Source organism: Streptomyces sp. NPDC104226, assembly GCF_055584085.1.
This window is the reverse complement of record NZ_JBVJMS010000001.1, coordinates 225,892-252,126: the sequence shown is the minus strand read 5'-3', so window position 1 is coordinate 252,126 and position 26,235 is coordinate 225,892. Positions and strand designations below refer to the sequence as shown.

The following is a 26,235-nucleotide window of genomic DNA, read 5'->3' as shown; positions in this document are numbered from 1 at the left end:
CGGGGGAGCCCGTCAGCCGGCGGCTCGGGGCCGTTTCGGACGCCGGGCGGCGGCGAGGCCGAGCGAGGTGAGGACAAGGGCGCCCAGGGTCACCGCCGCGAGGGCGGCCAGGGTGTGCCGGTCCGGGTGGACCACGGACTGGCCGCGCCGCGCCTGCCAGGTGAGTACCGCGAACAGCCCCGTGTACCAGAGGGCGAAGCCGCCGACGAGCCGCGTCCGGACGCGGTGGCCGACCGGTCGGCCGAGGCGGGTGCCGGACAGGTGCATCAGGACGACGAGCAGCAGCAGGACGTGGATGGCGTGCATGCCGACGAGGTGCGGTACGCGGAGGTCGCCGCCGGTCGTGCTCCAGCCGGTGAGCGGCATGCCGTGCCCGTCGGGATCGCCGATGCCGTGGCCGCCGCTCAGGACGACCGGGTTCCCGGCCGCGTCCGCAACCGTGCGCGGCTCACTGGCAAAGGTGTTGAGCCAGGCCGCCACGGCCATGCCGGCCGCGGCCAGTGCGAGTCCCGCGCCGAGGGCGATGCGCAGTGCGCGGTCCTCGGCCGGCTGGAACAGGACCAGTGCCGCGATGACGAGGGTGGCCGCGAGGAGCGGCATCACGCCGAAGGAGAACGCGGTGGAGACGGTGCGGGCCACGGCGTCCGTGTTCTCGTTGAAGTGGCTGTACGTGCCGTGGGCCGCGGCGTAGGCGACCGCGCAGACGTCGATCACCCCTGCCGCCGCGATGACGCTGCCGGTCCACCAGCCCAGCCGCCTGCCCTTGGTCAGTCGGCTCAACAGCCAGGCCAGCGTGACTCCGTACACGCAGAAGGCGAATCCGAACTTCATCGGCTTGAACCAGACCGACTCGCCCATGAGTTGGCGGTCGTCCACGAGGACTCCGACGGCGGCGGCCAGCGCAAGGGCGAACATCAGGGCGGAGTTGAGCATCAGTGGGCGATGCCAGGTGTGTGGTCGTGCCGGTGCGTGGTTCACAGGTCCTCCGAGGGCAGACGCTGGCTGGTGGCCGCCAGGCTAGGAAGGGCGGCACCTCGGCTGCGTCCCCTGCCGGAGGCATCCGCGGGACCCCCGGAGGGGTGCCCGACCGGGGCGAAGTACCCCACTGGGACGATGCGCACCCCGCGGTCCCCGGCTAGCGTGCGGCGACGGGGCCGTCGGCGTCCCGTGCCCGCCCGCCCCCTGCTGGAAGGACCTCGGCTCCGATGCTCCGACACGTGCCCCACCCGGCCACCTGGTGGCCGTCCCGCGCCCGGCCGCTGCGGGCGGACCGGCCCCCGTTCAGGCGCGCCGCGGTCACGGACGCCGTCCTCGCCTCGGTCTTCTTCGCCGTCATGCTCGTCGAACAGCTGGGTCCGGACGGACGTCCGGACAGCGGGACGACCACGCGGGCGGTCCTGATCTGCGCTGCGGTCGCCGGACCGCTGGCCTCCCGCAGGACGGCTCCGCTGGCCTCCTACCTGGTGGGCACCGCAGCCCTGTCGGCCGAGGCCCTGTGGGGTCTGGAGAACGCGGTCTCCCCGTACGCGAACCTGATCGGGCTGTACTCCCTCGGCCTGCACGCGAGCCGGAACCGCGCCTGGTGCGGTCCGTTCGCGGCATTCCTGGGCATGATCGCCTACTTCGCCGGGCAGGAGCAGCGCCACGTGTGGTCCGCGGTGCCTGCCGGGGTGCTCTTCCTGTGGCTGCTCGTGTGGGCGATCGGCTTCGGCTCCGCCCGGCGGCTGGAGGAGCGCGACGCCACCCAGCTGCGACTGCGGTCGGAGGTGATCGCGGGCGAACGTGCGCGCATGGCGCGGGAGTTGCACGACCTCATCGGTCACACCGTCAACGTGATGCTGGTGCAGGCCGGTGCCACCAGGCGGCTGCTCGGCCGTGACCCGGAGCGGGCCCGCGAGGTGCTCGCACAGCTGGAGGACTCCGGCCGCGAGGCACTGGAGGAACTCGACCGGGTCCTCGGCCTGCTGCGCCACACCTCCGCCTCCCCGTCCGTGCAGCCCGGCCTCGACGACCTGGGCCGGCTCACGTCACGCATGGAACGGGCCGGGATCACCGTGGCGGCGCGGGTGGAGCCGGGCGTGGCCGAGCTTCCCGGCAGCATCGACGTGTCCGCGTACCGGATCGTGCAGGAGGCGCTCACCAACACCGTCAAGCACGCCCGCGCCGAGTCCGCCGATGTGACGGTCCGTCGCGTCGGCGACCTCCTCGACATCGAGGTCAGCGACGACGGCCACGGCGCCGGGAACGGCTATGCGCCCGGACGCGGGCTGCTCGGCATCGCCGAACGGGTCTCGATCCTCGGCGGCCGGCTCGAACACGGGCAGGGCGAGCACGGCGGGTTCCGCCTGCGCGTCCGGCTCCCGGTCCGATGACGGGGCCAGCCGTCGGACCGGCGGCATCCCCGGACCCGGCCCGGGCCTCCCGCCGGCGCCGGATCACGATCGTCATCGCCGACGACGACACCCTGCTGCAGGCGGGCCTCGCCCTGATCCTCGGGACCGACGACGACCTGGAGGTCGTCGGGCAGGCGACGGACGGCCTTCACGCCGTCCGCCTCTGTCACGAACTCGCGCCCGACGTGGTCCTGATGGACGTACGCATGCCCGGCATCGACGGGGTCGAGGCAACGCGGCGGATCGTGGCCGCCGGCCTGCCGACCCGGGTGCTGGTCCTGACCACGTTCCACCACGACGCATACGTGGGGAGCGCGATCCGGGCCGGGGCGAGCGGCTTCCTCCTCAAACGCGCCTCGCCCGAACGCCTCATCGACGCCGTACGGACCGTCGCGGCAGGCCAGGCCGTGCTGGACCCGGCCGTCACCCGCGACGTGTTCACCCGCCTCGCCGCCCAGCCCGCCCCCGGGACCCAACCGCCGTCCGACGCCCGCCTGGAGAAACTCACCGCCCGGGAGCGCGAGGTGCTGCGGCAGGTCGCGCACGGCCTGTCCAACACGGAGATCGCCGAGCTGCTCTCCCTCGCCGAGTCCACCGTCAAGACCCACGTCAAGCGGATCCTGGCCAAGCTCGACGCCCGTGACCGGGCACAAGCGGTGGCCATCTCCTACCAGACCGGCCTGATGCCGACGTGAGACCCCGGCCCCCACCACCGTGCCCGGCCGGCCTTATGCTCGCCGGATGTTCTCCGGCGTGATCAGCCCCGTCTCAGGCCCTCCGAAGCGGAGGCACCTGTTCGCCTCCCTGGCACTCACCGTGCTGATATCGACCGGCTGGTACGCGATGCAGCCGGTCTACCCCGACTGCGTGTTCTTCGCTTTCGGACCACCTGACGAGTCACCGGAACGCGCCCATCAGCGGGCCATCGACGCGGGCCAGTGCGACCCTCCGGACCGCCGCTGGGAAACCTGGACCGAATGACCGGGGTTCCCTCGCGGCGTCGTCACGTCGCCGGAGCGGGCCGCGTCGCGTAGCAGAAGAAGTGCTCCTCGGGCCCCGCGAGGGAGTCCGCGGGTACGAAGGATGAGGTGTGGTGGTGGAGCACCTCCAGTCCGGCTGCCGTCAACCGCCGCAGGTGCTCGTCCGCGGACAGGCTGCTGACCGTCACCGGATGGCCCATCCACTCGATGTCCAGCGCCCGGATGTCCCCCGGGACCGTGGCCAGCACGAGGTACCCGCCCGGGGCTACCCAGGACGCCATCCTGTCGAGGGCCGCCGCGACGTCCGGCTGGTCCATGACCAGGAGCGGAAAGAAGGAGCACACGGCGTCGAAGCCGGCCGTCGACGGCACGTACGTGCGGACGTCGGCCTGCTCGAAACGCGCCCCCGGAACACGGGACCGGGCCGTCTCGACCATGGCCGCCGAAACGTCGATCCCGGTCACGGCGTGCCCGGCCCGGACGAGGGCCTCCGCCGTGGGCCTGCCGGTGCCGCTGCCCACGTCCAGTACCCGGGCTCCGGCGGGCAGCCGACCCACGAGCCACTCCAGGGCCTCCACCTGCTCGGGCACGGAACCGAACAGGTCCTCGTACCGCTCACCCAGAGCGTCGAACACCTCGGCCGCACTCTTGCGTCGGGTCATGCTTCCTCCTCGTCACGGCTGCCGCCACGCTACCGGCGGACTCGACCCGGCACCCCCTGCTCCTTCCCTTTGCATCGGTCGGGTGCTGCACACCGCGACCTCTCCGGCGGGCCTCCGCCCGATCGCCCGAGGCGGGAGCAGAATGGGCCGTCCGCCACGGTCCTGCCTCCGTGGCGCCGGAAGCCGCGAAGGCCGGTCACCCAGGGAGAGATCCGATGACAGACGTACGCGCCGACCGAGTCCGGCTCTTCGGCTTCCTTCAGGACTCCGGCACCCAGCCGAAGTTCTGGGAGCGGGTCTCCGACGACGTGGACTGGACGGTCCAGGGCACCCACCCCCTGGCTGGGCGCTACCGCGGCAAGCAGCAGTTCCTCGACGCGACGTTCCGGCGCCTGGCCGGAGTCCTGAAGGGCGGGGCCGAGCTGGCGGTCGAGCACGTACACGTCGACGGCGACATCACGGTCGCCGAGCTGTACTCGACGTCGACCACGAACGAGGGCGCCCCGTTCGCCAACCGCTACTGCTGGGTGTGCCGCTTCGACGGCGACACCATCGTGGAGGTGCGGGCCTACCTGGACTCGGCCATGGTGGCCTACACCGTCCTGCGCAACGAAGCAGGGCGGGCGCAGTAGCCGAAGCGGGGGTGGAAATCCGTCAGGCGTTCGGGTCGAAGGGGATCCCGGCCGGCTTGGCCTCCGCCAGGTGGGAAGCGAAGGAGTCGTCGCGCAGGCCGAAGTGCGCGCTGCCGAAGTCGGCCCCACTGAGCTTGTCCCGGAGGCCCGCGGGATAGCCGTCCCAGCCGACGAGCGTGGGGAACTGCCAGGCCCGGCGGTGGTTCTCCGGGGGTTCGTCGTTCGTGTTCGCCGCCCGGAAGCAGTGGGTGCCGATGCCGTCCTTGTGATAGACGATCTTCGGGTGGGTGCCGTCCCAGCGGATCTGGTCACGTGCGTGGACGACGAAATCGCCGTGCGCCGAAGTCGACACGTACCGTGCCTCGCCGCCCTGGCTCCAGACCACGACGTGCTCCCAGTCGTGGCGGTGGCCGCCGAGGCTGATGCCCGGGAGGGCCTGGTCCTTCTCGAAGTAGAGCGCGTACACGACCGCGCACCAGCCGTTGTTGCACTTGGCACGGGAATAGCCGTTGGTGTTGGCCAGGTCCGAGGCGTCACGGCAGTTCCCGTCGAGCGCGCCGGTCGGCTTCAGTCCGCCGTTCAGCTCGCCGCTCGAGCCGATGGCGGGCGTCGGGTAGCAGCCGTCCGTGTCGTAGTCGTAGGCCGGCTGGAACGTCGATTCCAGGGCGGAGGCGTTGCCGGGCAGGCCCGGGGGCGGAGCCGCGAAGGCGGCCTGCGGGACGGCGACGACCAAGGCGAGAGCGGCTGCGACGACGGCAGCCGATTGCCGGATGCGATGACTCGTCCGCATACGAGGGCTCCTGAGGGGTCGTGGGGGCGCGGGGGAGGCGAGCACCGACGGGGTCTGCCGGTGCGCGCCCGCAGCATCATTGGCGAGTCGCGGTGGGGCGGCAAGGGGGCTGCAGCGACCGGTTCGCCCACTGAACCTGTCGCCAACTCACTTGCTGGAAAGTCAAGTTGATCCTCGGCCTCGTCGAGGTGGAGGTGGAGGCGGGGGTGTCCGAGACCGGTCGGTCGGCGCGGACGCACCTGCGAGCCGAGCGCCGTCCCACCCCGCGGGCGACCGGTGCCGCGCGTGGATCCTGCCGTGTTCCTCCGGCAGGGGGACCGATCGGACGACGCGGTCGGGACACGCCCCGGGGTCTTCTGGAGGTGTCAGTGCAGCACGGACGAAGACCCCCCACCCCCTCGTCTTGGAGGACCTGATCCATGCGCCTCACCCGTACGCTCACCACCGCCGGCCTCACGCTCGCAGCCCTCGGCATCGCCGGCGGCGCCACGATCGCCTCGGCGGCCCCCCACACCCCCTCCGGCGTGACCACCGCGTCCACCCAGTCGCCGAGCAGTGCCGGGTCCGGCGGGCCCGAGATCCGGTCGGCCAGTGCCGGGTCCGGCGGGCCCGAGATCCGGTCGGCCAGTGCCGGGCCTGGCGGGCCCGAGATCCGGTCGGCCAGTGCCGGGCCTGGCGGGCCCGAGATCCGGTCGGCGGCCGCTCAGACCGGGCCGAAGAAGCCCGCAGCGGCCGGCCAGGAACGGTCCCTGGCCTTCGCGCAGAGCGACCGGGACCGCTTCCACCCGTAGCGGCGGCGGGGCGAGCCCCGCATCGACCGCGCACCGGCGCCCCGGATCTCCGGGGCGCCGGTGCACTGCCGTGTGCCGTCGGCGCGTCGGGGGGCTGTGCGGGCGAATTGCCGGCAGCCGCGGTCCGTGTCCCGCAGCCGTCCCCTTGCGGGGTGATACCAGAGGTAGGTCTGCACCATGGAACCGACCTGCTGAGGAGTCACCATCATGCGGCCTCGACTGAAAGTGCTCTGGGGGACGGTCGCCCTTGCCGCCGCCTTCGCCGCGACGCAGGCACACCCTGCCGACGCATCGCTCGTCAGCGCCGGATTCCAGGCGGCCTCGAATCCCGCCTCACCCCTCGGCCCGCGCCTGGAGGATCCTCCCGAGTACGTGAGCCGCGACGGCGTGCTCCGCGCGTCCATCACGGTCGAGCGGAAGAAGGTGAGGGTCGGCAATCAGATGCTGTACGCACTCACCTACAACGGCCGGTACATGCCGCCCACGCTGCGGGTACGGCCCGGTGACGTCGTCCAGCTCAAGATGACGAACAAGGTGGACCAGGAGACCAACCTCCACCTCCACGGGATCCACGTGTCGCCCAGGCCCCCGGCCGACGACATCTTCATCGCCATCGCGTACGGCGAGACGTACGACTACACGTACGCGCTGCCCAAGAGCCTGGCGCCGGGCACGTACTGGTACCACTCCCACGCCCACGGCTTCTCGGCCGCGCAGGTCGCGGGAGGGGAATCCGGAATCCTCGTCGTCGACGGCCTGAAGGAGTACCTGCCCCCGGACCTGCGGCACATCACCGAGCACACCATCGCCCTGAAGGACGACCAGGTCGACGGTGACGCGATCAAGACGTCGCCGCTGAGCATGGGGGCGCCGACCAACCGGACCGTCAACGGCCAGCAGAACCCGGTGATCGCGATCCGCCCGGGCGAGACCCAGCTGTGGCGCCTGGCCAACATCGGCGCCAACATCTACTACAAGCTCCACCTGGCGGGATACAAGTTCCACGTCATCGCCCAGGACGGCCACCCCGTGCACAAGGTCTACGCGGCGGACAGCCTCGTCCTGGCCGCCGGCGCCCGCTACGACGTCCTCGTACAGGCCCCGGGACGCCCGGGAACGGCCCAGCTGGAGACCCTCCCGTACAACACCGGCTCGGCCGGCAACCAGTTCCCGCAGGCAGACCTCGCCACCGTGGTGACCGAGGGCAAGCGCATGGAGCGCGCCGAGATCCCGACCACGTTCGGACCGTACGAGGACCTGTCCCGCGCGAAGCTCTCCGACCGGAAGACGATCACCTACACCGAGAACACGGACGGCACCGTCTTCTACATCAACGGCAAGACCTACGACCCGGACCGGATCGACTTCGCCTCGCACCTGAACACGGTCGAGGAATGGACCGTGGAGAACAACACCGACGAGCAGCACTCCTTCCACGTCCACACCAACCAGTTCCAGCTGATGAGCACCAACGGCGTCCCGGCCGACCCGTCCCACAGCTGGTACGACACGGTGACCGTGCCCGTCAGGGGCAAGGTCGTGGTCCGCACCAGGTTCCTCGACTACACCGGCCGGACGGTCCTGCACTGCCACATCCTGAACCACGAGAACGCGGGGATGATGGCCGTACTGGACATCCTCCCCAAGGGCGTCCCGGCGGGCCTGCCCCTCGGTTCCGGCGGCCACTCCGGTCATGGCGGTCACTCCGGCCAGAGGGGCCACGGCGGCCATTCCGGCCACGCCAAGTGACCTGATGGGTGGGGCGGCCGGCCGGCCGCCCCACCCATCACGTCGCAAGGCGCCGCGCGCCGAGCCGGGCGCGGTCAGGACCGGCCGCTCGCCTTCGCCTCCGTCGTGCCGGGGGCCCGGCGGACGGAGGAGACCCGCGAACAGGGTTGGCACAGCAGCGCGGGCCGCTGCGTGGCGGCCACGGGGACGGGGCGGAAGGCGAGGTCGGAGAGGTCGGTGGTTCGCGTGTTCCGGGTCATGACTCCTCATTCCGGTTGACGGGGATGCGGGGATACGGGCCACGGGGCACGGCTCCGGGTTCCGGTGGAGCCGTGCGCCGTTGCCACCACGCTAGGGACGGGCCCGCCGTCCGCAGGTCGTCCCATCGGTCGACACCCGGGGTGAACGCCCCGCCGGTCAGGGCTTGAGGACCAGCCGGATCGGGCTCCCCTCCTTGCTCACCAGCGCCTCGACGGCCCGCGCCGCCTCGGCCAGGGGGAAGACGCCGCTGACCGAGGCGGAGAGATCCAGGCGCCCCCTGCTCACGAGGCCGACGAGTTCGGAGAGGTCCTCGGGCCGTGACCCGTAGTGGCCGATCACCTGCTGTCCGAAGCGGCAGAACCAGGTGCTGTCGTTGACCGTGAGCGGCTGGTCGGTGAGCCCCACCAGCACGAGCCTTCCCTGGTCCGCGAGACTGCCCAGGGCCTGGTCCCGGGCCGCCGGGACGCCTGCGAAGTCGAAGGCCGCGGTGATGCCCTGCGGGCCGGTGACGGCCCGCAGGGCGGCGCCGAACTCCGGGTCGGTCGGGTCGAGCGCGGCGTCCGCTCCGAGTCGCAGGGCGCGGTCACGTGCCTCGGCGAGCGGGTCCACCGCGATGATCGGACAGGCCCCGACCAGCCGCAGCAGTTGGACCGCATGGGCCCCGAGGCCCCCGACGCCCCATACGCCCACCGCCTCCGCGGCCCGTACGGCGGCCCGAGCGGTGATCGCCGCCCATGGGGTGGAGACCGCGTCGGGGATGACGCAGGCCTGCTCGAAGGGGATCTCCGGCGGGAGGGGCACGACCGCGTCCGCGGCGGCGAGGGCGTACTGGGCCCAGCCCCCGTCGCAGTTCACCCCGCGGGTGCAGCGGACCCCGTCGCGCAGCTCGCCGGCCTGGAGGACGACGTGGTCGCCGACCCCGAGCCCGGTCACGGCCTCGCCGAGGGCGCGGACCACCCCCGCGGTCTCGTGCCCCAGCGTCACCTTGTCGCCCACGAGGGGCCGGGCCTTGAGCATGCCCTGGATGAGGTGGACGTCCGACAGGCACACGCCGGCCGCCCGCACCTCCACCAGCACCTGCCCCGGACCGGGGGCGGGCACGGGCACCTCCTCGACGGCCAGGCCGCCACCCTCGACGGACAGCCGTGCGGCCAGCATCGTCTCCATGGCTCCGCTCCTTCCGGTTCCGGACGCGTCGCATCCCCTCCCTCCAGGGAAGCCCTTCACGGCTCCGGCGCAATTCGGCCCCCGCCGCTCCGGAGGTGTCCGGGGCGACGGGGGCCGAGGGCGGGGGTGCGCGGGCGGGTCAGCGGGACCGGCGGTCCGCGGTGCGCGGCGCGCCGGTCCTGGACGGGTCGGCCGACCGGGTGCAGAAGACGCACATGCAGTTGAAGTCCCCCGGCCCCGACCGGCGGGTGGCCACGACATCGGCCAGCGGCGTGAGGGAGAGGGCCGGGCCGGGGGCGCCGACGCGCGGTTCGGTCCGTTCGGACGGTGAGGTGCTGTTCATGAGGATGTCCTTCCTCGTCGAATCGGGTGGGACGGGTCGCCTTCCAGGACACCGGGCGGCGCCTGGAGGGGACGTCATGCGGCCGGACGCACCTGGTGGGCGATCGGGGCCACGGGGAGCACGATGCCGGCGCCCACCAGCTGGTCCAGCAGCTCCAGGGCCTGGGACTCCGGCAGACCGGCCGCACGGGCCGCCTCCGGACCCGTCCGGGTGCCGTCGCAGCGGGCCAGCAGGAGCCCCGTCCCGGCACCGATCCGGTACGCCTGCAGCGGTGCGTCCCAGATGCGCTGGAGCAGGACGGTCACCTCCTCGCGGGGGAGCGAGACGGGCGCCCCGGGATCGGTCACGTCGTGCCCGTACGTCGCCACGCGGGCCGCCGGGGACAGGGCCAGCGGGATCCCCGTGGTGTCCGGGAGCCGGGTGAAGGGGCCGGGGCGACAGGTCTCGGCGGCCACCGGGTCGTTCAGCAGCAGGTACTGGTCGAGCTCGAAGCGGCCGAAGGCGGCCGTGGCGGGCGGCATTCCGTCGAAGGCCAGCAGCTGCTCGCAGGCCCGTACGACCCCCATCGGGTCGTCGGGATCCTCGGCGAGGACGGTCGTCGTCAGGAACGCGTCGAGGACCTGGGGATGGTGTTCGGTCAGCTCCTCCACCGTCCGGGGAACGCCGACCGCAAGGTGGATCCTGCGTTTGGCACCGCTCTCCTCGGCCATGAACGCATAGCTGTCGGCGTCGACGCCGGCCAGTACGGCCAGCTCCGTGTCGGACAGCCCGAACCGCGCCTGGACCTGGCCGGGATCGTCGCGGAGCACCGGCACCAGCCTGTCCGGGGAGGCGATGACCGAGGCGAAGGCCTCGCGCAGGCCCATCACCACACCTCCGTCGGCCGGGTAGCGCGGGCACCGTCGAGGATGCGGCGGGCATGGTCGAGCTCCGCCTGGAGCTGCCCGAAGTCGTCGGGGAAGTTCTGGTCGCGCTCCAGGAGCGTGGCGCGCACCGGCGCCCGGTCCACCAGTTCGGAGAGCAGGTCCCAGACCGCGGGCGGCACCGGATCGCTGTGCGTGTCCAGGTCCATCCGTTCGTCCTCTCCGGGGGTCCCGCCCGCCAAGTGCACCTGAACGACGCGCTCCACCGGGATCGTGTCCAGGAACTCCGCCGCCGAGTAACCGTGGTTGCGCGCGTTGATGTCGAGGTTGGTCAGGTCGAGCAGCAGCCCGCACTCGCAGTTCTCCATCACCTCGGCGATGAACTGGGCCTCGGACAGCGGCGAGTCCAGGTTGATGTAGTAGGTGACGTTCTCCAGGATCAGGGGCCTGCCGACGGCGGCCTGGACGCGCTGCGCGCGACGGCCGACCTCACGGGCGATGTCCCGGGTCCGGGGCAGCGGGGTGAGGGTGCCCAGGGCCACGCCCGCGGCCCGGGTGAAGCACAGGTGGTCGCTGAACCAGGGCGCGTCGATCTCGTCGACGAGCTGCGCCAGCGCGTCCAGATAGCGGGGCGAGGGCTCGCGGGGCGCACCGATCGACAGTTCCAGCCCGTGCGGCACGATGCGGAACCGGCGGCGCAGCCGGTGCAGGACCTCGCGGACGTCCGGCGGCGCGAACAGGTAGTGCTCGGTGATCACTTCGAGCCAGTCGACGCGGCTCGCCGGGGAACCGATCGCGTCCTTGATCTCGGTGCGGTATCCGATCCCCGAGCCGAGGTACGGCAGGCCGGTCACCGGTACCGCGGTGGCGGGAGCAGGGGTGGCGACCGGGGCGGAGCCCGAAGGTGCGGTGGTCATGGGGGGTCCTCTCACGGTGCGGGCCGATGTGCGTGCGGCCTCCTGACGTCACCGTAGGGACGCAGGTGCGCCGGTCCCGTCCTCCGGTCGGTCCATCGGCCGGACGACCCGGGGGAGCGCCCGAGCCGAGTGCCGTCCCGTCCCTCGCGGCGCTCGTCCCGTGCTTCGCCCGGTCGGACGACAACGCCGCGCCGGCCCGCGGGCTGCACTGGAGGGGCGGCGCGGCCCCCCGCGCCACCCGGCCCGGTGCCCCGGACGCCCTGCATGCCCCGTCCGGGCCCGTGCCGGTGAGCGCCGGCCACAGGAGAGGAACGCACACGTCATGAACGCGAGCACCCCGCAGCACGGCCGTGGCACCACCGGGACCGGTCCCGCCGGGACCGACCGCGACCGGCTGACACCGACGGGCTCCCGAGCGGCACTGGGCCGCGCGCCGACGGCCGGCCGTGCCCCTGCGTCTGTCACGTCCCGCACGCGCCCCGGATCCCCGGCAGGTTGGCCCACCGGGTCTCCGCACAGCACACGGCGCGGGCCCTCCCGGTGGCGCCCCCCGGCCGCTGCGCCGACGGTCGCATGAACATCGCGACGCAATCCCGCCCCGCCGCGCACGCCGCCGCTGCCACGCCTCCCGGCGGCCCCGAACACGTGCCGGTCCTCGTCGCCGGCGGCAGCCTCAGCGGCCTCTGCGCCGCGGTGCTGCTCGCCCACCACGGAGTGCACTGCCTGGTCGTCGAACGCCGTTCCGGCATCGGCACCCATCCCCGGTCACGCGTCCTCACGGCACGCTCCGGCGAAGTGCTCCGCTCCGTGGGCCTGGAGCCCGCAGTCGACGCCGTGAGCCGCCGCCCGAGCGGCTGGTTCCAGGCCGACACCCTCGCGGACGCCGCCTGGACCAGGCTCGGCCCCGCGGGGGACCCGACCCGGCCGATCAGCCCCTCCGGCAGCAGGCTCTGCGACCAGAACCTCGTCGAACCGATCCTGCTGGCCGAAGCCCGGGCCCGGGGCGCGCGGGTCCTGTACGGCCACGAACTGACCGCCTTCGACCAGGACCCGGACGGTGTCACCGCCCTGATCCTCGACCGTGCCACCGGCCGCACCCGCACCGTCCGCTGCGCCTACCTCCTCGCCGCCGACGGCACCCGCAGCCCCGTACGGGAAAGCCTCGGCATCGAGCTGGACGGCCACCGCGGCGCACCGCGCTTCCTCAGCACCGTCTTCGCAGCCGACCTCGACACCGTGCTGCACGGCCGCCGCCCCACCGCCGTCGTGTTCCCCGGCAGACAGGTGCTGTTCGCCCGCGGCACCGCGGACGCGCCCCTGTGGGAGTACGGCATCCCCGACAGCCCCTTCGTCTCCGGTGCCCGGGAAGAGGTGCTCCGCCACTTCGCCCGCGACCGGATCCGCGAGGTCACCGGGCTGCCCGGACTCGAGCCCGACGTGCGCAGCGTGCTGCGCTGGGGGGCCTCCGCGGTGATCGCCCGGCGGTTCCGCGAGGGCCGGGTCCTGCTGCTGGGCGACGCCGCCCACACCATGCCCGTGATCGGCGGGTTGGGAGGAAACACCGGGATCCAGGACGCCCACAACCTCGCGTGGAAGCTCGCGGCCGTACTGCGCGGCAGCTCCGGCGGGCAGCTCCTCGACACCTACCACGCCGAGCGGAGCCGGGTGGCGGCCCACACCCTGTGGCACGTCCTCGCGACCGCCCGCGGGCTGCCGCAGGCCCTGCACCCGGAAACCCTCCAGCTCGGCTACCTCTACCCCGACCCCGCGGGGGGACCGGACCCCGGCCCCTGCGAGGACCCGTACCACCCCACCGGCCGCCCGGGTGCCCGCGCACCGCACCTGTGGGTGTGCCACGCCGACGGCCGGAGGCTGTCGGTGCTAGACCTGTTCGGGCCCCGGTTCACCCTGCTCGCGGGCCCGTACGGGAGCGGCTGGCCGCCCGCCGGGGGGCGGGCGGCCGCCGCGCTGGGCGTGCCCCTCGCCGTGCACCGGATCGGAGGGCCGCACAGCTCGCTGCGCGACCCGGTCGGCGCCTTCCCGGCCCGCTACGGCATCGGCGCCGACGGAGCCGTGCTGGTCAGGCCCGACGGGCACATCGCCCGGAGGTGGACGGCGCAGCCGGGCAGCGGGGCCGCGGCGGAGCATGCCGTACGGGAGGCCCTGGAGGCGCCCGCGGCCCCCGCCCCGGAAGCACCGGAGCCCGCCCGCAGCGCATGAAAGCGCGGGCGTGACACGGCACGCGCGGCCGTGGCACCGGTCGCCGTCGTACTCCGAAGGCCGTGCGGGCTCAGGGGCCCGCACGGCCTTCGGAGTACGAAGGCGACCGCTCAGGGGCGTCGTACGCCGTCGCAGGCGACGGGCAGGCTGCGGGGACCGCGCAGCACCGCGTTGCGCCGGTAGGGCGGCGGGTCCGCCAGCAGCCGGGGCCGCTCCAGGCGGGTCGCGAACCGGCTCAGGGCGATCTGCGCCTCCAGCCGGGCCAGCGGCGCCCCGAAGCAGCTGTGGATGCCGCTGCCCAGACCCAGGTGCTGGAGGTCGCGCCGGTCGGGGTCGAACCGCTCCGGGTCCGTGAACCGCTCCGGGTCCCGGTTGCCGGCGGCGAGCACCAGCCACACCGAGGCGCCCGGCGGGATGACGGTGCCGCGCACCTCGACGGGGGCGAGCGGCGTGCGCTGCGGCAGCAGCTGGACGGGCGGTTCGTACCGCAGGAGCTCTTCCACCAACGGAACGGCGAAGTCGGGGTCGCGGCGCAGCCGTTCGAGGGCCTCGGGGTGCCGCAGCAGGGTGAGCATCCCGTTCGCGATCAGATTGACCGTGGTCTCGTGCCCGGCGACCAGGAGCAGCGCGGACGTGGTGAGCAGCTCCATCGTGCTCATCGGACCGTCCGGGCCGTCGCCCGACACGAGCCGGGAGATCATGTCGTCGCCGGGGTGGCGCCTGCGCTCCTCGATGAGCTGGTCGAGGTACCCGCCCAGCGCGAGCCTCGCGTCATGGGAGGCGCGCAGGCGCGCGGTCGGGTCCGGCGCGTCCGGGTCGGGGTCCAGGCTGGCCGCGACGGCTTCGGCCCAGACGTGGAAACGCGGTTCGTCCTCACGTGGCACGCCCAGCAGCCGGCAGATCACGGTGACCGGGAACGGGTAGGCGAAGGAGCCGACGAGGTCGATCTCGTCGGGGTCCGCCCCTTCTGCGATCCGGTCGATGAGGCCGTCGACGGCGGCGGTGAGCTCGCCGCGCATGTCGTGGATCTTGTGCGGGGTGTGCGGAGGGCCGAAGGGCCGGTTGGTCATCCGGCGCAGGCGGTCGTGCTCGGGCGGATCCAGGCGCAGGAAGCCGGGCGGGAGGATGCCGGAGCCGTCGCCGCCCGAACCGCCGTCCGCGCCCGAGCCGCCGTTCCCGCCGTCCCCGACCGCCTCTGCCAGCGGATCACCGGTGCTCGTCGCCAGGTTGCGGGCGTCGGAACTCATCCGGGGGTCGTGCAGCAGCCCCTGGATGTCGGTGAACCCGCTGATGACATAAGGACCGTCGCCCTCGTGCCAGACCGGAGTCCGGCGCAGTTCGGCGTACAGCGGGTACGGGTCGGGCCGGCTGGCGTGGTCGAGGATGCGGTGCAGCAGGCTCTGCTCCTGGCTCATGGTGGTGTCTCCTTCTCGTCAGCACGCGGGGGACGGGCAGGGGGGAAAGCCGTACGGCGCCGCCCGTGCCAGGGCAGGGGCGGCGCCGTACGACGTGGCGACTCAGGCGGCGGCGCGACGCGGTGCCGGGGCCCGGTTCGCCACCTCCTGGCCACAGGTGGGGGTGTAACAGCACCACTTGCTGCCCGTGGAGCGGCGGCTGCCGGCAAGGGGTGCCCAGGAGAGCGCAACCTGAGGGCCGGGGGTGGTCGCGGTCGGGGTGACGGGAGACATGAGGGGCTCCTCTGTAAGGGGAAGGGGCGGTCCGGTCGGACGCCTTCCTCGATGGTGGAGCGGGCGACGCCCGCCCCTGTCCTCCGGACGGTCCGTCCCGGGACGACAACGGCCACCGGATTCCCCACCGCCATCGGCTGATCGGAGTACGCCCGAGCCCGGGGGCGCGTGCTGCCGTGGGAGTCCACACGCAACTCCCCAGTCCCCACACCCCTTTCCACGAAAGGCGGCATCCCATGACCGGACGTCTCGTCCTCGTTCCCGGTGCCGGCGGCGGCCCCTGGCTGTGGCACCACCAGCTGAACCACCTCTCCGACCTGGTGCGCACCGAAGTGGTCGTCCTCGACGCACAGAACACCCGCGCCGAGATGGCCGAGTACCTGCTCGACCGGGTCACCGGCACGTTCTCGCTCGCGGGCCATGCGCTGGGCGGATGGGTCGCGCAGGAGGTGGCTGCCATGGCACCGGACCGGGTGGAAAAGCTGTTCCTGTGCGACACCTGGACCCGCTCGACCCCCGGCACGGCCGCCCGAATCGAGGACTACCGCAGACACCTCGAGCGGGACCGCGATGGCGCCCTGGACGCGCACTTCGGCCTGCTGCTGGCCCCCGGCCGGTACGCCGACCGGGAGTTCTGCCGCCGACTGCGCTCCTGGCAACGACGGATGCCGGTGGCCGGCTACGTACGGCAGCTCGGCGCGCTCGCCCGTGACTACGCGACCGTGGACCTGCTCCCGCGCATCGAGGCGGACACCCTGGTGGTCCGGGGCCGCCACGACCGGGTCGTCCACCCGGACGAGGCCCCGCTGCTGGCATCGTCCCTGCGCCGCGGCTCCCTCGCGCTGATCGAGGACGCCGGCCACTGCACCCCGATCGAACAGCCGCAGGCGCTGACCGCGGTCATGCGGCTCTGGCTCACCCGCGGCCCTGCGTGAGGGCCCGCGGGCAGGGTGCACGTGAGCCGGCGGGCGGGATCCCGAGGAAGGGACCCCGCCCGCCGGCGGCTTCAGGTGTGCGGCCGTACCTCAGGCGGCCCGCACCACCGCGGCGTCCCGGCCGGGCACCGCGGCGACGGCGCGCGGCACGGGGTGGACGAGCCGGTCGATGCCGGCCGCCAGCGCGCCGCCGACCAGCGGGGCGACGATGAACAGCCACAGCTGGGACAGGGCCGGACCGCCGGCGAACACGGCCGGACCCAGGCTGCGGGCCGGGTTCACCCCGGTGCCCGTCAGCGGCAGGCCGACCAGCACCAGCGCGCAGAGCGTGAGGCCGATCGCCGCGCCGCCCGCGCCCGGAGCGGGGGTGCGGCGGGTGACGCCGAGGACCACGAGGACCAGGAGCATGGTCAGTACGGCCTCGGTGAGGAAGGCGCCGGCCCCGTTGACGCCGACCGCGGAGCGGGCTCCCCAGCCGTTGGACCCGAAGGCGCCGTGCACGGTGAAACCGGGGATGGCACTGACGATCGCGTAGAGCACGCCCGCACCGACGACACCGCCCGCGCACTGCGCCACGGCGTACCGGACGGCGGTCCGCGGCCCGATCCGCCCGGCCAGCAGCAGGCCGAAGGTCACCGCGGGATTGAGGTGCGCCCCCGAGACCGGGCCCAGCGCGTAGGCGAGGGCGAGCAGCACCAGGCCGAAGACGAGGGCGATGCCCACCGCCCCGATCGTCGGGCCTCCGATGGCGGCGGCCGCCACACCGAAGAAGACGAGCAGGGCGGTGCCGGTGAACTCGGCGGCGATGGCACGGTCGTTCATGATGCGACTCCCGGAAGGTAGTGGAGCGGGTGGGGTGGTGCGGGTGGTGTGGGTAGAGCGGGTGGTGTGGGTGGAGCGCCGCGTACCGCTCCCGCCCTCCGACTGTGCGCGAGCGGTACGCTGCGCCGCGTCGTCCGTCGGGTCGGGCCGCAGAGCGGTGCGCCGTCACCCGCACCGTCCTCCGAACGCACTACGGCGCGGCGGCCGGACCAGGGGCGGCGATGCCCAGGACCCGGTCGCGCAGGACGGGCAGCTCGGTCCGGACACGGTCCACGGCCGCCGGATCGATGACGGCGGTCAGGACCTCCTCGTCCCCGCCCGCCTCGGCGAGGACCTCGCCCCACGGGTCGACGACCATGCTGTGCCCGGCCTGCCGGACCCCGCCGTGTTCGCCGGCGGCGACGCAGGCCAGTACGAAGCACTGCTCCTCGACGGCCCGCGTACGGACGAACAGCCGCAGGTGGGAGAGGCGCGCGGCGGGCCAGGCCGCCGGGACCGGCAGGAACCGCGCCCCGGCGTCCAGGAGCGCGCGGAACAGCTCCGGGAACCGCAGGTCGTAGCAGGTGGCGAGACCGACCGTGCCGAAGCCGGTCGGCACGGTCACGATCTCCCGGCCGGCGCCCATCAGGGCCGCCTCCCCGGTGTCGAAGCCGTACCGGTGGATCTTGCGGTAGTGGCCCCGGAGCACTCCGTCCGGGCCGAACAGCAGGGCGGTGTTGTACAGGGTGCCGTCCGGGTCCCGTTCCACGATGGTTCCGGCGTGCAGCCAGACGCCCGCGTCGCGGGCCGCCCCGGACATGGCCCGGGCGGTCGGCCCGTCCAGTGGCTCGGCGTCGCGGGGCCAGGTGGCGTGGTTCCACGCGCCGGCCGCCCATCCTTCGGGCAGGACGACCAGATCGTCCCCGGCCCGGGCGCGCACGAGCTCCGCCGCCCGGCGGCGGCGGGCCGCCGCGTCCTCGGTGTCGTCCACGCGGAGCTGGATCAGTGTGGCGCGCATGGCGCCCTCCTTTCGGGACCGCTCTCTCGCGGGGCGCCAGCGTAGGAAGCCGGCCCCGGTCGGCGGACCGCCCGGCCGGGCCGACCCCCGGCCCGGGCCGCTTCCTCCGCCCCGCAACCGTTCGGAGGAGCCTTGCCCGCCCCGCCCCGCCCCGACCCGCCCCGGGCCGGTACGGACGGCGCCGTCCGTACCGGGCGACCTAGACTGGGACGGTGCACCAGGACGGCGGCGAAGCGGCCGGACGGCGCTCGGTCCCGCGCCGGCCGCCGGCGCAGCCCGGTGCGGTGGCGGGCGCCGACGCGGTCGCCGCCATCCACCTCGCCTTCGACGAGCAGGCGCAGCGCCTGCGCAGCATCCTGCGGCTCGGTCTGGTGGCCGTCATGGCCCTGGTGGCGTGGGCGGGCACCCCGTCCGACCAGTGGCTGGCCCAGTTCGCACTGGTCGGGGCCTACGGCCTGCTGGCGGCGGGCACCTGGTGGATGTGGCGGCACCGTCCCGGCCGGGCCCGGCGCATACGGGACGTCGCCCCGATGGCCATCGTGGACGTCGCCGCCGTGTGCGTCCTGCAGTTCCTGTCCATCGGCAGCTACCTGTCGCTCGGGCTGCTGGCCTTCCTGCCGTTCTTCACCGCCACCCACCCCGGCCGCAAGGCCCTCCTGCTGTCACTCGCGGCCATCGCGGGCGGCGGTTCCGTCCTGTCGGACCCCACCTTCCGCAGGGAGCTCGGCACGGGCCAGGGCGCCGCGATCCTCGCCATGCTGGTCCTTCTGTGCATCGTCGCCATCGCCGTCTCGCGCGTCCAGGAACGCCGCCTCGCGAGCGTGGCCGCGCTGACCGTCAGCCGCTCCGTGCTGCTGGAGGACGTGGTGTCGGCGGAGAGCCGGGAACGCCGCGCCGTCGCCGAGTCCGTGCACGACGGCCCCCTGCAGACGGTCCTCGCGGTGCGCCAGGACCTCGGCCAGGCACGCAAGGCGGCCGACGGCGGCCCCGCCTTCGTGGACCGGGCGTTCGACCTCCTCGTCGACGTCGAACGGGAACTGCGCCAGGTCAGCGTCACCCTGCACCCCTCCGTGCTGGAGGAGGCGGGCCTGGCCGCGGCGGTGCGCACCCTGGCGGAGACGGCCGCGGAGCGGGCCGGTGTCACGCTCGACTGCGAGCTGGAGCGGCCGCCGCGGACACCGGCCGACCTCATGCTCTTCGGGGCGGCCCGCGAGCTGCTGGGCAACGTGGTGCGGCACGCCCGGGCCACCCACGTGCGGGTGGGGCTGCGGGACACCGGAAGTGCGGTGATCCTGGAAGTGCAGGACGACGGCGTCGGCATGGACGCGGACGTGATCGCCGACCGGCTGGCCGAGGGCCACATAGGAATGGCCTCGCAACGCGCCCGCATCGAAGCCCTGGGAGGACGCATGGAACTGCTCCCCGTCGAGCGGGGCACGTGGATCCGGGTCACCGTGCCCGTGGACCGCACCCGCGACCAGGGCCAGGGCCAGGATCCGGACCGCGACGGCGACCTCGGCGAAGGGGCGACATGACGTACGGACAGAAGGAACGTGTGCGCGTGGTCGTCGGCGACGACCACCCCGTGTACCGCGAGGGCATCGTCTCCGCGCTGACCGGCAGCGGCCGCATCGAGGTCGTGGCCGCCGTCGGAGACGGACGCGCCGCGCTGGAGGCGATCCGCGAGCACGCGCCCGCGGTGGCCCTGCTCGACTACCGCATGCCGGAGTTCGACGGCCTGGAAGTCGCGCACGCCGTCGCCCGGGACGAACTGCCGACCCGCGTCCTGCTGCTGTCCGCCACGACCGAGAGCGACGTCGTCTACCGGGCCGTGCAGGAGGGCGCCGCCGGATACCTCTCTAAGGGCTCGGACCGGGACGACATCGTCGCGGCCGTCATCGCCTGCGCCAAGGGCGAGAGCGTCCTGCCGCCCGAACTGGTCACCGGGCTGGCCTCCGAGGTGCGCCTGCGCGCCCGGTCGGAGGAACCGCTGCTCAGCGCCCGCGAACGGCAGGTCCTCGAGATGATCGCCCAAGGTCTGTCGGTGCCCGACATGGCCAGGGAACTCTTCCTCGCGCCGACCACGGTCAAGACGCACCTGCGTCGGCTGTACGAGAAGCTCGGCGTCTCCGACCGGGGCGCGGTCGTCGCGAAGGCCATGCGGACCCACATGCTCGAATGACGGGGACGGGCCACCCGTCGTCCTGGTGTTCGCTCGAACGCATGACGGGGCCCTCCGGGTCCCGCGCCTACCGTGAACGCGTCCCGCACCCCGTGACGCGAGGAGGCGCACATGCTGCCGAAGACCCCCCTGCCGGCCGGCTCCCACCCGGCCGCGGACTCCGCCCCGTACACCCGGCCGCGGCACTGCCCGGCCGCGGTCCCGCAGCGCACGCCGGCCCCGCGCCACGGCCTGGTCCCGCGGACCGGCCCCACCGACGGGGACCGGCCGTGACCGCCACCGCGGAGCACCGGGACACCGGCTACCCCGTCCTGCTCCCCAACGCCCCGGTCGGCCGGGCCCCGGCCGACCGGCTGTGCCTCGTACGGGGCCGCGGAGCGGTGGTGTGGGACAGCGCCGGCCGGGCGCTCGTCGACACCCTCGCAGGGCTCGGACAGTGCGCGGTCGGCTACGGCCGCGAGGAACTCGCCGACGCCGCGGCGGCCCAGATGCGCGAGCTGATGGCCTACCCCCTGCACGCGGGACCGGTCAACGAGCCCGCACTCCTGCTGGCCCGCAGACTCGCCGCCCTCTCACCGGCCCCCGGCAGCCGGGTCAGCTACACCTCCTCCGGCAGCGAGGGCACCGAGACGGCCCTCAAACTGGCCCGGCTCGCGCACTTCCACCACCGTGGACAGCACCGGCCGTACGTGCTCGCCCTCGAAGGCTCCTACCACGGCGCGACCGCCGGCGCCCTCGCGGTCACCGCCCGCGACGAGGTCCACCGGGGCCTGGGCGCCGCGTCGTCCCGGTACACCGTCAGGCTCACCCGGCCCGACCCGGCCGCGCTCGGCCCGGACCCCGTCCCGTCCCTGATGACCGAACTGGAGGACGCGATCCACCGCGTCGGAGCCTCCCGCATCGGTGCGTTCATCGGCGAACCCGTCATGGGTGTGGCGGGCAACGTGGTGCCGCCGCCGGGCTACTGGCCCGCCGTGCGCCAGGTCCTCGACGCCCACGGCATCCTGCTCATCGCCGACGAGGTGGCCACCGGATACGGGCGGACCGGCGACTGGTTCGCCTCGCCCGGACTCGGCCTCGAACCGGACATCGTGATCACGGCCAAGGCCCTGACGAGCGGCTACATCCCCATGGGCGCCGTCCTCGTCGGCCGCCGCGTCCTGGAGATGCTCGACGGCCTCCCGCTGCGGCACGGCTTCACCGCGAGCGGGCACGCCACGGCCGCCGCCGTCGCCCTGGCCAATCTCGACATCATCGAGCGGGAAGGGCTCGCCCGCCGCGCCGCCGACACCGGAGCCCGGATGCTGGCCGCGCTGCGCCCGCTGGAGGAACTGCCCTGGGTACGGACCGTACGGGGCCGCGGCCTGATGATCGCCGTGGAACTGTCGGGCGGCCCGGCGGTCGCCGAACGCGCCCGTACGATCCCCGCCCGGGCCGCCGAAGCGGGCGTCCTCATCCCGGCGGTGTTCGGCCTGGTCCGGCTGACCCCGCCGCTGGTGCTCACGGACGGGCAGGCGGAACGGATCGTGGACGTGGTGACCGCGGAGGTCCGCCGCCTGGGCACGCCCCGCGTCCCCACGGCCGGCGGCCCGCGCTCCCCGTGCCCCTGATTCCCGCGGCAACGCGAAGGGCCCCGCGGTCCACAGAGACCGCGGGGCCCTTCGCGTTGCCGCAGGAACGTCGCTGCGGGAACCGCGAATCGTTCAGCGGGGGCAGCCGGTGCAGTGGACGGCCGTCACCGTACGGACGCGGCTCGTGCCGAGCCCCATGGGAACGGTCCGCTCCTGCCGGACGACCCGCAGGTGGTCCCCGCACACGGCGGCCCCGCACGAGCGGCACACGCCCTCGGCGGGGTGGGCGTGGCCGGCTTCGGTACGACAGGTCAGGCAGTTCATCGCAGTGCCCCTTCAGGGATCGCTTCCCCGTCCTCGGCAGTTCGGCCGTGGACGGCGTCAACCAGACCGACCTGCTGGAGGACGGCGAGAGCCGCGGCAGGACCGTCCGGGTCGCCGGGGAGGGCCTGGTGGTACTCCCGCTCCAGCCCGGCCAGGTCCCGGCCGTCGCAGAGAGAGTAGACCAGCCAGGCACGGGAGTTGAGCCAGTGCATTCGGTTCGTGCCCGGCGCGGCCGCCAGCAGCATGCCCTGCTCGGCGAGCGGGAGCGCCGTCACCGGCCGGCACTGCCGGTATCCGGCGGCGTCGGGGGTGGACTCCCGCGCGGCCGACGGCGTCGCTTCCGCCGGGTCGGGGGCCCGGTACCGCGAAGCACCCGGGAGGAGCGGCTCCAGCGCGTCCAGCATCCAGGTGGCCAGGGCGCGTCCGTCGGGGGTCAGCGCGTCGGCGTGGGCCTCCAGCGCCTGGTGCGCCAGGTAGCGGGTGCGTTCCTCGCTGGAGGTGTACGTGCCGTCGGCGGCGGCCGCGCTGCCGGGCGTCACCATGCCGACGGAATCCGGCGCGGGCGGCTCGCCGTAGCGGCGGCGCAGGTCGGCCGGGGCGTCGGCGGCGGCCGCGAAGAAAAGCACCATGTGACCGTAGACGTGCAGCGAGCTGTACACACGGCGGAGGTTCCAGTCGACGACCCGCCAGGGCGGGATGCCGGTCATCCGGCCGATGTCACCGACCAGTGCACCGGTGCGCATGATGTCGAACATCTTGAGGTGCAGCGATTCGTGGAAGAGCAGCTCGGCCACCTTCCACGGATCGTTCAGCGCCTGCGGGGAGAGGAACAGCGCGGACGGCAGCCGGTCGCCGCAGGCGAACGAGTGCACGCTGCCGTCCTCGTCCTCGCCCTCGGCGAAGCCGACGAGCGAGACGTGGCGCAGCGCCCCGGCTCCGCTGTGCGGGAGCAGCTCGGCCAGCAGCCGGGCGCCCCGCGCCAGTGCCGTCAGGGTCTCCTCGGTGGGCACCACCCTGCGGTCCGCGCCCATCTCGGCGAACACGTCGTCGCGGCGCCGCCCGAGGGCCGTCAGCAGGGGATGGGCCTCTTCGGGGAGGGTGGAGGTCCACGTCCAGGCCGGCCCGAGGTCGGCCCAGGGCTGGTGGTGCGGATCCATGAGCGCCTCGCACGGCCCCAAGCTGTCTTCTTTCAGAGCAGACTGACGCATCATCAGAGCCAGTGTGCTGGGATCCTCCGGTCGTACGGAGAGCAGGTTGAGGTCGCGTTCGAAGGCGTTGCGGAGGACCGGGTCGAAGAGCACGCGGCGCAGGGCCTCGTCAGGGAGCCGCTCGACGCGGCGGAACCCGGCCGCGTGGGAAGGGTGGTGGCGGCCGAGGAGCCGAAGACCGACGCGGAACCGGGCGGTGTTGCGGTCCGCGATGGCATCGGCGGAGCCGAACCGGGGGTCGGTGCCGAGGATCCGGTCGATCTCGGTGTAGGTGCGCTGCATGCGATTCACCTCGCAGGGCGGGGGCGGAGGGGGGCAGAAGTGCCGCGGGGCGGGCCGGACGGCCCGCCCCGGGCGTTTCACCGGGCTACGGCTGCCGGGGCCACGAGCGGCGGGATCCAGTCGCGCTCCTCCGCGAGGTCGGCGCTCACTTCGGGGGCGGAGTGAGCGGGCATGAGCAGACGGGGCGGTTCCACATGTGAGGTGGGCATGGGACGTCCTTCCGTAGGGCGGCGCGGTTCGCCGCCGTACCTCCACGCTAGGGACGGGCCGCCGCCCGGCCGGTCATCCGATCGGCGGGCGGGCCGGATGAACGGACGCCTGCGACCGGGCCGGGGCAGCCGACCGTCCGGCCGATCCGATCCGATTCGCACCGCACCGCACCGCACCGCACCGAAGAGTTCCGCCCGCGCGACAACGCCCCGGCCGGGGAGGCCGGGGCGCTGTCGCGGGAGGACGCGGGGCGTTCCGTCAGCCGCGGCGGAACGCCCGGGAGGCGGCCCACAGCATGCAGGTGCCGGCCGTGAGGACCAGCAGGAGTTCCATCCAGACCGGCACCAGGTAGCCGCCCCACGTCACCCCGGGGGCGGCGGCCGTCGCACCGACCGCGCCGAGGACCGCGCGCCGGATCGGGTCCACCGCGTAGGTGAGCGGATCGAAGCGGGTGGCGACGGCCAGCCAGCCCGGAAGCCGGGACAGCGGGAACAGGGCCCCGGAGAGGAAGAACAGCGGTTGCACGACCATCTGGGTCAGTGCCATGAAGGACTGCACCGAACGCATCCTGGCCGCCACCAGCACCCCGAAGCAGGAGAAGGCGAACGCCAGCAGGCTCATGTACGCGAACAGGGTGAGCATCAGGGGGAGGCTGTACGGGACGCCCACCGCGCCCGCGAGAGCGAGCACGAGCGTGCCCTGGAACAGGCCCGTGGTCATCCCGCCCAGGCATTTGCCCGCCACCACGGCCGTCCGGCTCACCGGCGCGACCAGCATCTCCCGCAGGAAGCCGAACTCCCGGTCCCACACGATCGACGAGGCGGACCCGATGGAGGCGAAGACCACCGGCATGGCGAGCGCGCCCGCGTACACGAAGGTCTGGTACGGAACCCCGTACGCGGAACGGGTCAGCGAGCCCAGGCCGCCGCCCAGCGCGAACAGGAACAGCAGCGGCTGGAGCAGGGCGGTGGCCACCCGGACCGGTTCGGCCATCAGCCGCAGCAGGTCCCGCTGCCACACCACGCACACGGCCCGCAGCTGTGCCCGCGCTCCCGTGACCGGAGCGCGGCCGAACGCGGCCGGGGAACCCGCCGCCGGCAGCGCGCGCAGGCCGGCGGTGCTCACCGCGCTCCCCTCCTGCGCGCCCACGCGGCCCGTTCGCCGAGGCCGGGTCCGTCCTCGTCGGCCACGGCTCCACCGGGACGGGAGGTCCAGGAGAGGAACACGTCGTCCAGCGTCGGCCGGGACACCTCCATGGACCGGACCGGCACGCCGAGTTCGCGGGCCAGCCGCGGGAGGAACGCCGCCCCGTCCGGCACTCGGACCAGGACCGTGCCGCGGGCGGCGGGGCCCTCGGCGTGCCCGGACAGCCCGAAGCGGGTGTGCAGGGCCGTCACCGCGGTGACCGGGTCCGGGGTGGTGAACCGGACCACGTCGGCTCCGGTACGGGCCTTCAGCTCGGCCGGAGTGCCCAGGGCCACGACGACCCCCTGGTCCATGATGGCGATCCGGTCGCAGACCTCCGCCTCGTCGAGGTAGTGCGTGGTCATGAAGACGGTGACTCCCTCGGTCCGACGCAGTTCGCGGATGCAGTCCCACAGATGACGGCGCGTCTGCGGGTCGAGTCCGACGGTGGGTTCGTCGAGGAACAGCACCCGGGGCGCGTGCAGCAGGCCGCGCGCGATCTCCACGCGCCGCCGCATGCCGCCCGACAGTTCCTTCACCTTGCTGCGCCGCCGCTCCGTCAGACCCACCAGGTCCAGCACGTGGTCGACGCGAGGGGGGACGGCGGAGCGCGGCATCCCGTACATCCGGGCGTGGAACCGAAGGTTGCGTTCCACGCTCAGCTGCGTGTCCAGGGTGGATTCCTGGAAGACCAGGCCGATCTGGCGCCGGGTGGCGTCCCGTTCGCGCACCACGTCCCGCCCGGCCACGGTCGCGGTCCCGCCGGTCGGTTCCACGAGGGTGCACAGCATCCCGATGGTCGTCGACTTCCCGGCCCCGTTCGGGCCGAGGAATCCGTAGATCTCCCCGGGCCGAACGCTCAGGTCCACGCCGCGCACGGCCTCGACGTCGCCGTAGGTCTTGCGCAGGCCGCGAGCCTCGACGGCGTACGGAGGGGACGGATCCGCTGGACCCGGCGGCGCCGGCCGTGCCGACGAGACGCTGCTCGGCGCCGGGCGAGGGGGCGAGGGGGCTGTGGTCACGGTGGGCTCCTCGGGACGTTCGGTCGCGTGCGGGCCGGAGGCGGGCGCGGAGAACGGGAGGC

The 26,235-nt window shown here is 73.8% G+C and carries 28 protein-coding genes; 12 read left to right on the top strand and 16 right to left on the bottom strand.

Annotated elements, in window-relative coordinates; translation table 11 throughout:
- Positions 1–12: 12 nt before the first annotated feature.
- Positions 13–933, bottom strand: coding sequence for a hypothetical protein (locus ACZ60J_RS01210; RefSeq protein WP_469677878.1), 921 nt, complete (start codon positions 931–933; stop codon positions 13–15).
- 272 nt (positions 934–1,205) lie between these two features.
- Here ACZ60J_RS01210 and ACZ60J_RS01205 point away from each other — a divergent pair, with 272 nt between their 5' ends.
- The 3 genes from ACZ60J_RS01205 to ACZ60J_RS01195 are packed head-to-tail and all read left to right on the top strand — an operon-like array spanning position 1,206 to position 3,374.
- Positions 1,206–2,372, top strand: a complete 1,167-nt coding sequence (locus ACZ60J_RS01205; protein WP_469677876.1) for a sensor histidine kinase — start codon at positions 1,206–1,208, stop codon at positions 2,370–2,372.
- Positions 2,369–3,088, top strand: a complete 720-nt coding sequence (locus ACZ60J_RS01200) for a response regulator (protein ID WP_469677874.1) — start codon at positions 2,369–2,371, stop codon at positions 3,086–3,088. Before ACZ60J_RS01205 ends, ACZ60J_RS01200 begins: the two co-directional genes overlap by 4 nt.
- A gap of 46 nt (positions 3,089–3,134) precedes the next feature.
- Complete coding sequence (locus ACZ60J_RS01195; RefSeq protein ID WP_469677872.1) at positions 3,135–3,374, top strand: hypothetical protein; 240 nt, start codon at positions 3,135–3,137, stop codon at positions 3,372–3,374.
- A 22-nt stretch (positions 3,375–3,396) separates the two neighbouring features.
- On the opposite strand, the gene ACZ60J_RS01190 is transcribed toward ACZ60J_RS01195, so the two are convergent.
- Positions 3,397–4,035, bottom strand: coding sequence for a class I SAM-dependent methyltransferase (locus ACZ60J_RS01190; protein ID WP_469677870.1), 639 nt, complete (start codon positions 4,033–4,035; stop codon positions 3,397–3,399).
- 215 nt (positions 4,036–4,250) lie between these two features.
- Between ACZ60J_RS01190 and ACZ60J_RS01185 the strand changes: the two genes are divergently transcribed.
- Positions 4,251–4,667: a nuclear transport factor 2 family protein gene (locus ACZ60J_RS01185; protein WP_469677868.1), complete on the top strand. Its 417-nt coding sequence runs from the start codon at positions 4,251–4,253 to the stop codon at positions 4,665–4,667.
- Positions 4,668–4,689: 22 nt separating this feature from the next.
- On the opposite strand, the gene ACZ60J_RS01180 is transcribed toward ACZ60J_RS01185, so the two are convergent.
- Positions 4,690–5,457, bottom strand: a complete 768-nt coding sequence (locus tag ACZ60J_RS01180; RefSeq protein WP_469677866.1) for an NPP1 family protein — start codon at positions 5,455–5,457, stop codon at positions 4,690–4,692.
- Positions 5,458–5,876: 419 nt separating this feature from the next.
- On the opposite strand from ACZ60J_RS01180, the gene ACZ60J_RS01175 reads away from it, so the two are divergent.
- Positions 5,877–6,248: a hypothetical protein gene (locus ACZ60J_RS01175; RefSeq protein WP_469677865.1), complete on the top strand. Its 372-nt coding sequence runs from the start codon at positions 5,877–5,879 to the stop codon at positions 6,246–6,248.
- 207 nt (positions 6,249–6,455) lie between these two features.
- Positions 6,456–7,997 carry a multicopper oxidase family protein gene (locus ACZ60J_RS01170; protein WP_469677863.1) on the top strand — a complete coding sequence of 514 codons (1,542 nt, stop codon included), beginning with the start codon at positions 6,456–6,458 and terminating at the stop codon, positions 7,995–7,997.
- A gap of 74 nt (positions 7,998–8,071) precedes the next feature.
- Here ACZ60J_RS01170 and ACZ60J_RS01165 read toward each other — a convergent pair whose 3' ends face one another.
- From ACZ60J_RS01165 to ACZ60J_RS01145, 5 genes are all read right to left on the bottom strand, one after another.
- Positions 8,072–8,236 (bottom strand): hypothetical protein, encoded by a 165-nt coding sequence (locus ACZ60J_RS01165; protein WP_469677861.1) that lies wholly within the window; start codon positions 8,234–8,236, stop codon positions 8,072–8,074.
- A gap of 157 nt (positions 8,237–8,393) precedes the next feature.
- Positions 8,394–9,404, bottom strand: coding sequence for a zinc-binding dehydrogenase (locus ACZ60J_RS01160; protein ID WP_469677859.1), 1,011 nt, complete (start codon positions 9,402–9,404; stop codon positions 8,394–8,396).
- Between the two features lie 139 nt (positions 9,405–9,543).
- Entirely contained in the window at positions 9,544–9,747 is a 204-nt protein-coding gene (locus tag ACZ60J_RS01155; protein ID WP_469677857.1) for a hypothetical protein, read from the bottom strand.
- Positions 9,748–9,821: 74 nt separating this feature from the next.
- Entirely contained in the window at positions 9,822–10,613 is a 792-nt protein-coding gene (locus ACZ60J_RS01150) for a hypothetical protein (protein ID WP_469677855.1), read from the bottom strand.
- Complete coding sequence (locus ACZ60J_RS01145) at positions 10,613–11,527, bottom strand: MbnB/TglH/ChrH family RiPP precursor modification enzyme (protein ID WP_469677853.1); 915 nt, start codon at positions 11,525–11,527, stop codon at positions 10,613–10,615. Before ACZ60J_RS01145 ends, ACZ60J_RS01150 begins: the two co-directional genes overlap by 1 nt.
- 573 nt (positions 11,528–12,100) lie before the next feature.
- Here ACZ60J_RS01145 and ACZ60J_RS01140 point away from each other — a divergent pair.
- On the top strand, positions 12,101–13,747 hold the full coding sequence (locus ACZ60J_RS01140; RefSeq protein WP_469677851.1) for an FAD-dependent monooxygenase: 1,647 nt from the start codon (positions 12,101–12,103) through the stop codon (positions 13,745–13,747).
- A 110-nt stretch (positions 13,748–13,857) separates the two neighbouring features.
- Here the strand turns inward: ACZ60J_RS01140 and ACZ60J_RS01135 are convergent, their stop codons facing one another.
- A complete protein-coding gene (locus ACZ60J_RS01135; protein WP_469677849.1) occupies positions 13,858–15,162 on the bottom strand; it encodes a cytochrome P450 in 1,305 nt (434 codons plus the stop codon).
- 509 nt (positions 15,163–15,671) lie between these two features.
- Here ACZ60J_RS01135 and ACZ60J_RS01130 point away from each other — a divergent pair.
- The gene (locus ACZ60J_RS01130; RefSeq protein ID WP_469677847.1) at positions 15,672–16,370 is read left to right on the top strand and encodes an alpha/beta fold hydrolase; all 699 of its coding nucleotides are present in this window, start codon (positions 15,672–15,674) and stop codon (positions 16,368–16,370) included.
- Between the two features lie 90 nt (positions 16,371–16,460).
- Here the strand turns inward: ACZ60J_RS01130 and ACZ60J_RS01125 are convergent, their stop codons facing one another.
- Positions 16,461–17,192, bottom strand: a complete 732-nt coding sequence (locus ACZ60J_RS01125) for an aquaporin (RefSeq protein ID WP_469677845.1) — start codon at positions 17,190–17,192, stop codon at positions 16,461–16,463.
- 190 nt (positions 17,193–17,382) lie between these two features.
- A complete protein-coding gene (locus tag ACZ60J_RS01120; RefSeq protein WP_469677843.1) occupies positions 17,383–18,189 on the bottom strand; it encodes a nitrilase-related carbon-nitrogen hydrolase in 807 nt (268 codons plus the stop codon).
- Between the two features lie 212 nt (positions 18,190–18,401).
- On the opposite strand from ACZ60J_RS01120, the gene ACZ60J_RS01115 reads away from it, so the two are divergent.
- The 4 genes from ACZ60J_RS01115 (at position 18,402) to ACZ60J_RS01100 (ending at position 21,981) form a co-directional block, all read left to right on the top strand.
- Positions 18,402–19,724: a sensor histidine kinase gene (locus tag ACZ60J_RS01115; protein WP_469677841.1), complete on the top strand. Its 1,323-nt coding sequence runs from the start codon at positions 18,402–18,404 to the stop codon at positions 19,722–19,724.
- Positions 19,721–20,371 carry a response regulator gene (locus ACZ60J_RS01110; protein WP_469677839.1) on the top strand — a complete coding sequence of 217 codons (651 nt, stop codon included), beginning with the start codon at positions 19,721–19,723 and terminating at the stop codon, positions 20,369–20,371. Before ACZ60J_RS01115 ends, ACZ60J_RS01110 begins: the two co-directional genes overlap by 4 nt.
- A gap of 111 nt (positions 20,372–20,482) precedes the next feature.
- Positions 20,483–20,644, top strand: coding sequence for a hypothetical protein (locus ACZ60J_RS01105; protein WP_469677837.1), 162 nt, complete (start codon positions 20,483–20,485; stop codon positions 20,642–20,644).
- Positions 20,641–21,981, top strand: a complete 1,341-nt coding sequence (locus ACZ60J_RS01100; RefSeq protein ID WP_469677835.1) for an aminotransferase family protein — start codon at positions 20,641–20,643, stop codon at positions 21,979–21,981. Before ACZ60J_RS01105 ends, ACZ60J_RS01100 begins: the two co-directional genes overlap by 4 nt.
- 93 nt (positions 21,982–22,074) lie before the next feature.
- Here ACZ60J_RS01100 and ACZ60J_RS01095 read toward each other — a convergent pair whose 3' ends face one another.
- The 5 genes from ACZ60J_RS01095 to ACZ60J_RS01075 form a co-directional block, all read right to left on the bottom strand.
- Positions 22,075–22,266: a hypothetical protein gene (locus tag ACZ60J_RS01095; RefSeq protein WP_469677833.1), complete on the bottom strand. Its 192-nt coding sequence runs from the start codon at positions 22,264–22,266 to the stop codon at positions 22,075–22,077.
- On the bottom strand, positions 22,263–23,756 hold the full coding sequence (locus tag ACZ60J_RS01090; protein WP_469677831.1) for an aKG-HExxH-type peptide beta-hydroxylase: 1,494 nt from the start codon (positions 23,754–23,756) through the stop codon (positions 22,263–22,265). The genes ACZ60J_RS01095 and ACZ60J_RS01090 overlap by 4 nt, the downstream gene beginning before the upstream one ends.
- A gap of 77 nt (positions 23,757–23,833) precedes the next feature.
- A complete protein-coding gene (locus ACZ60J_RS01085) occupies positions 23,834–23,965 on the bottom strand; it encodes a hypothetical protein (RefSeq protein ID WP_469677829.1) in 132 nt (43 codons plus the stop codon).
- Positions 23,966–24,224: 259 nt separating this feature from the next.
- Positions 24,225–25,091, bottom strand: a complete 867-nt coding sequence (locus tag ACZ60J_RS01080; RefSeq protein WP_469677827.1) for an ABC transporter permease — start codon at positions 25,089–25,091, stop codon at positions 24,225–24,227.
- Positions 25,088–26,173 (bottom strand): ABC transporter ATP-binding protein, encoded by a 1,086-nt coding sequence (locus ACZ60J_RS01075; protein ID WP_469677825.1) that lies wholly within the window; start codon positions 26,171–26,173, stop codon positions 25,088–25,090. Before ACZ60J_RS01075 ends, ACZ60J_RS01080 begins: the two co-directional genes overlap by 4 nt.
- Positions 26,174–26,235: the final 62 nt, after the last annotated feature.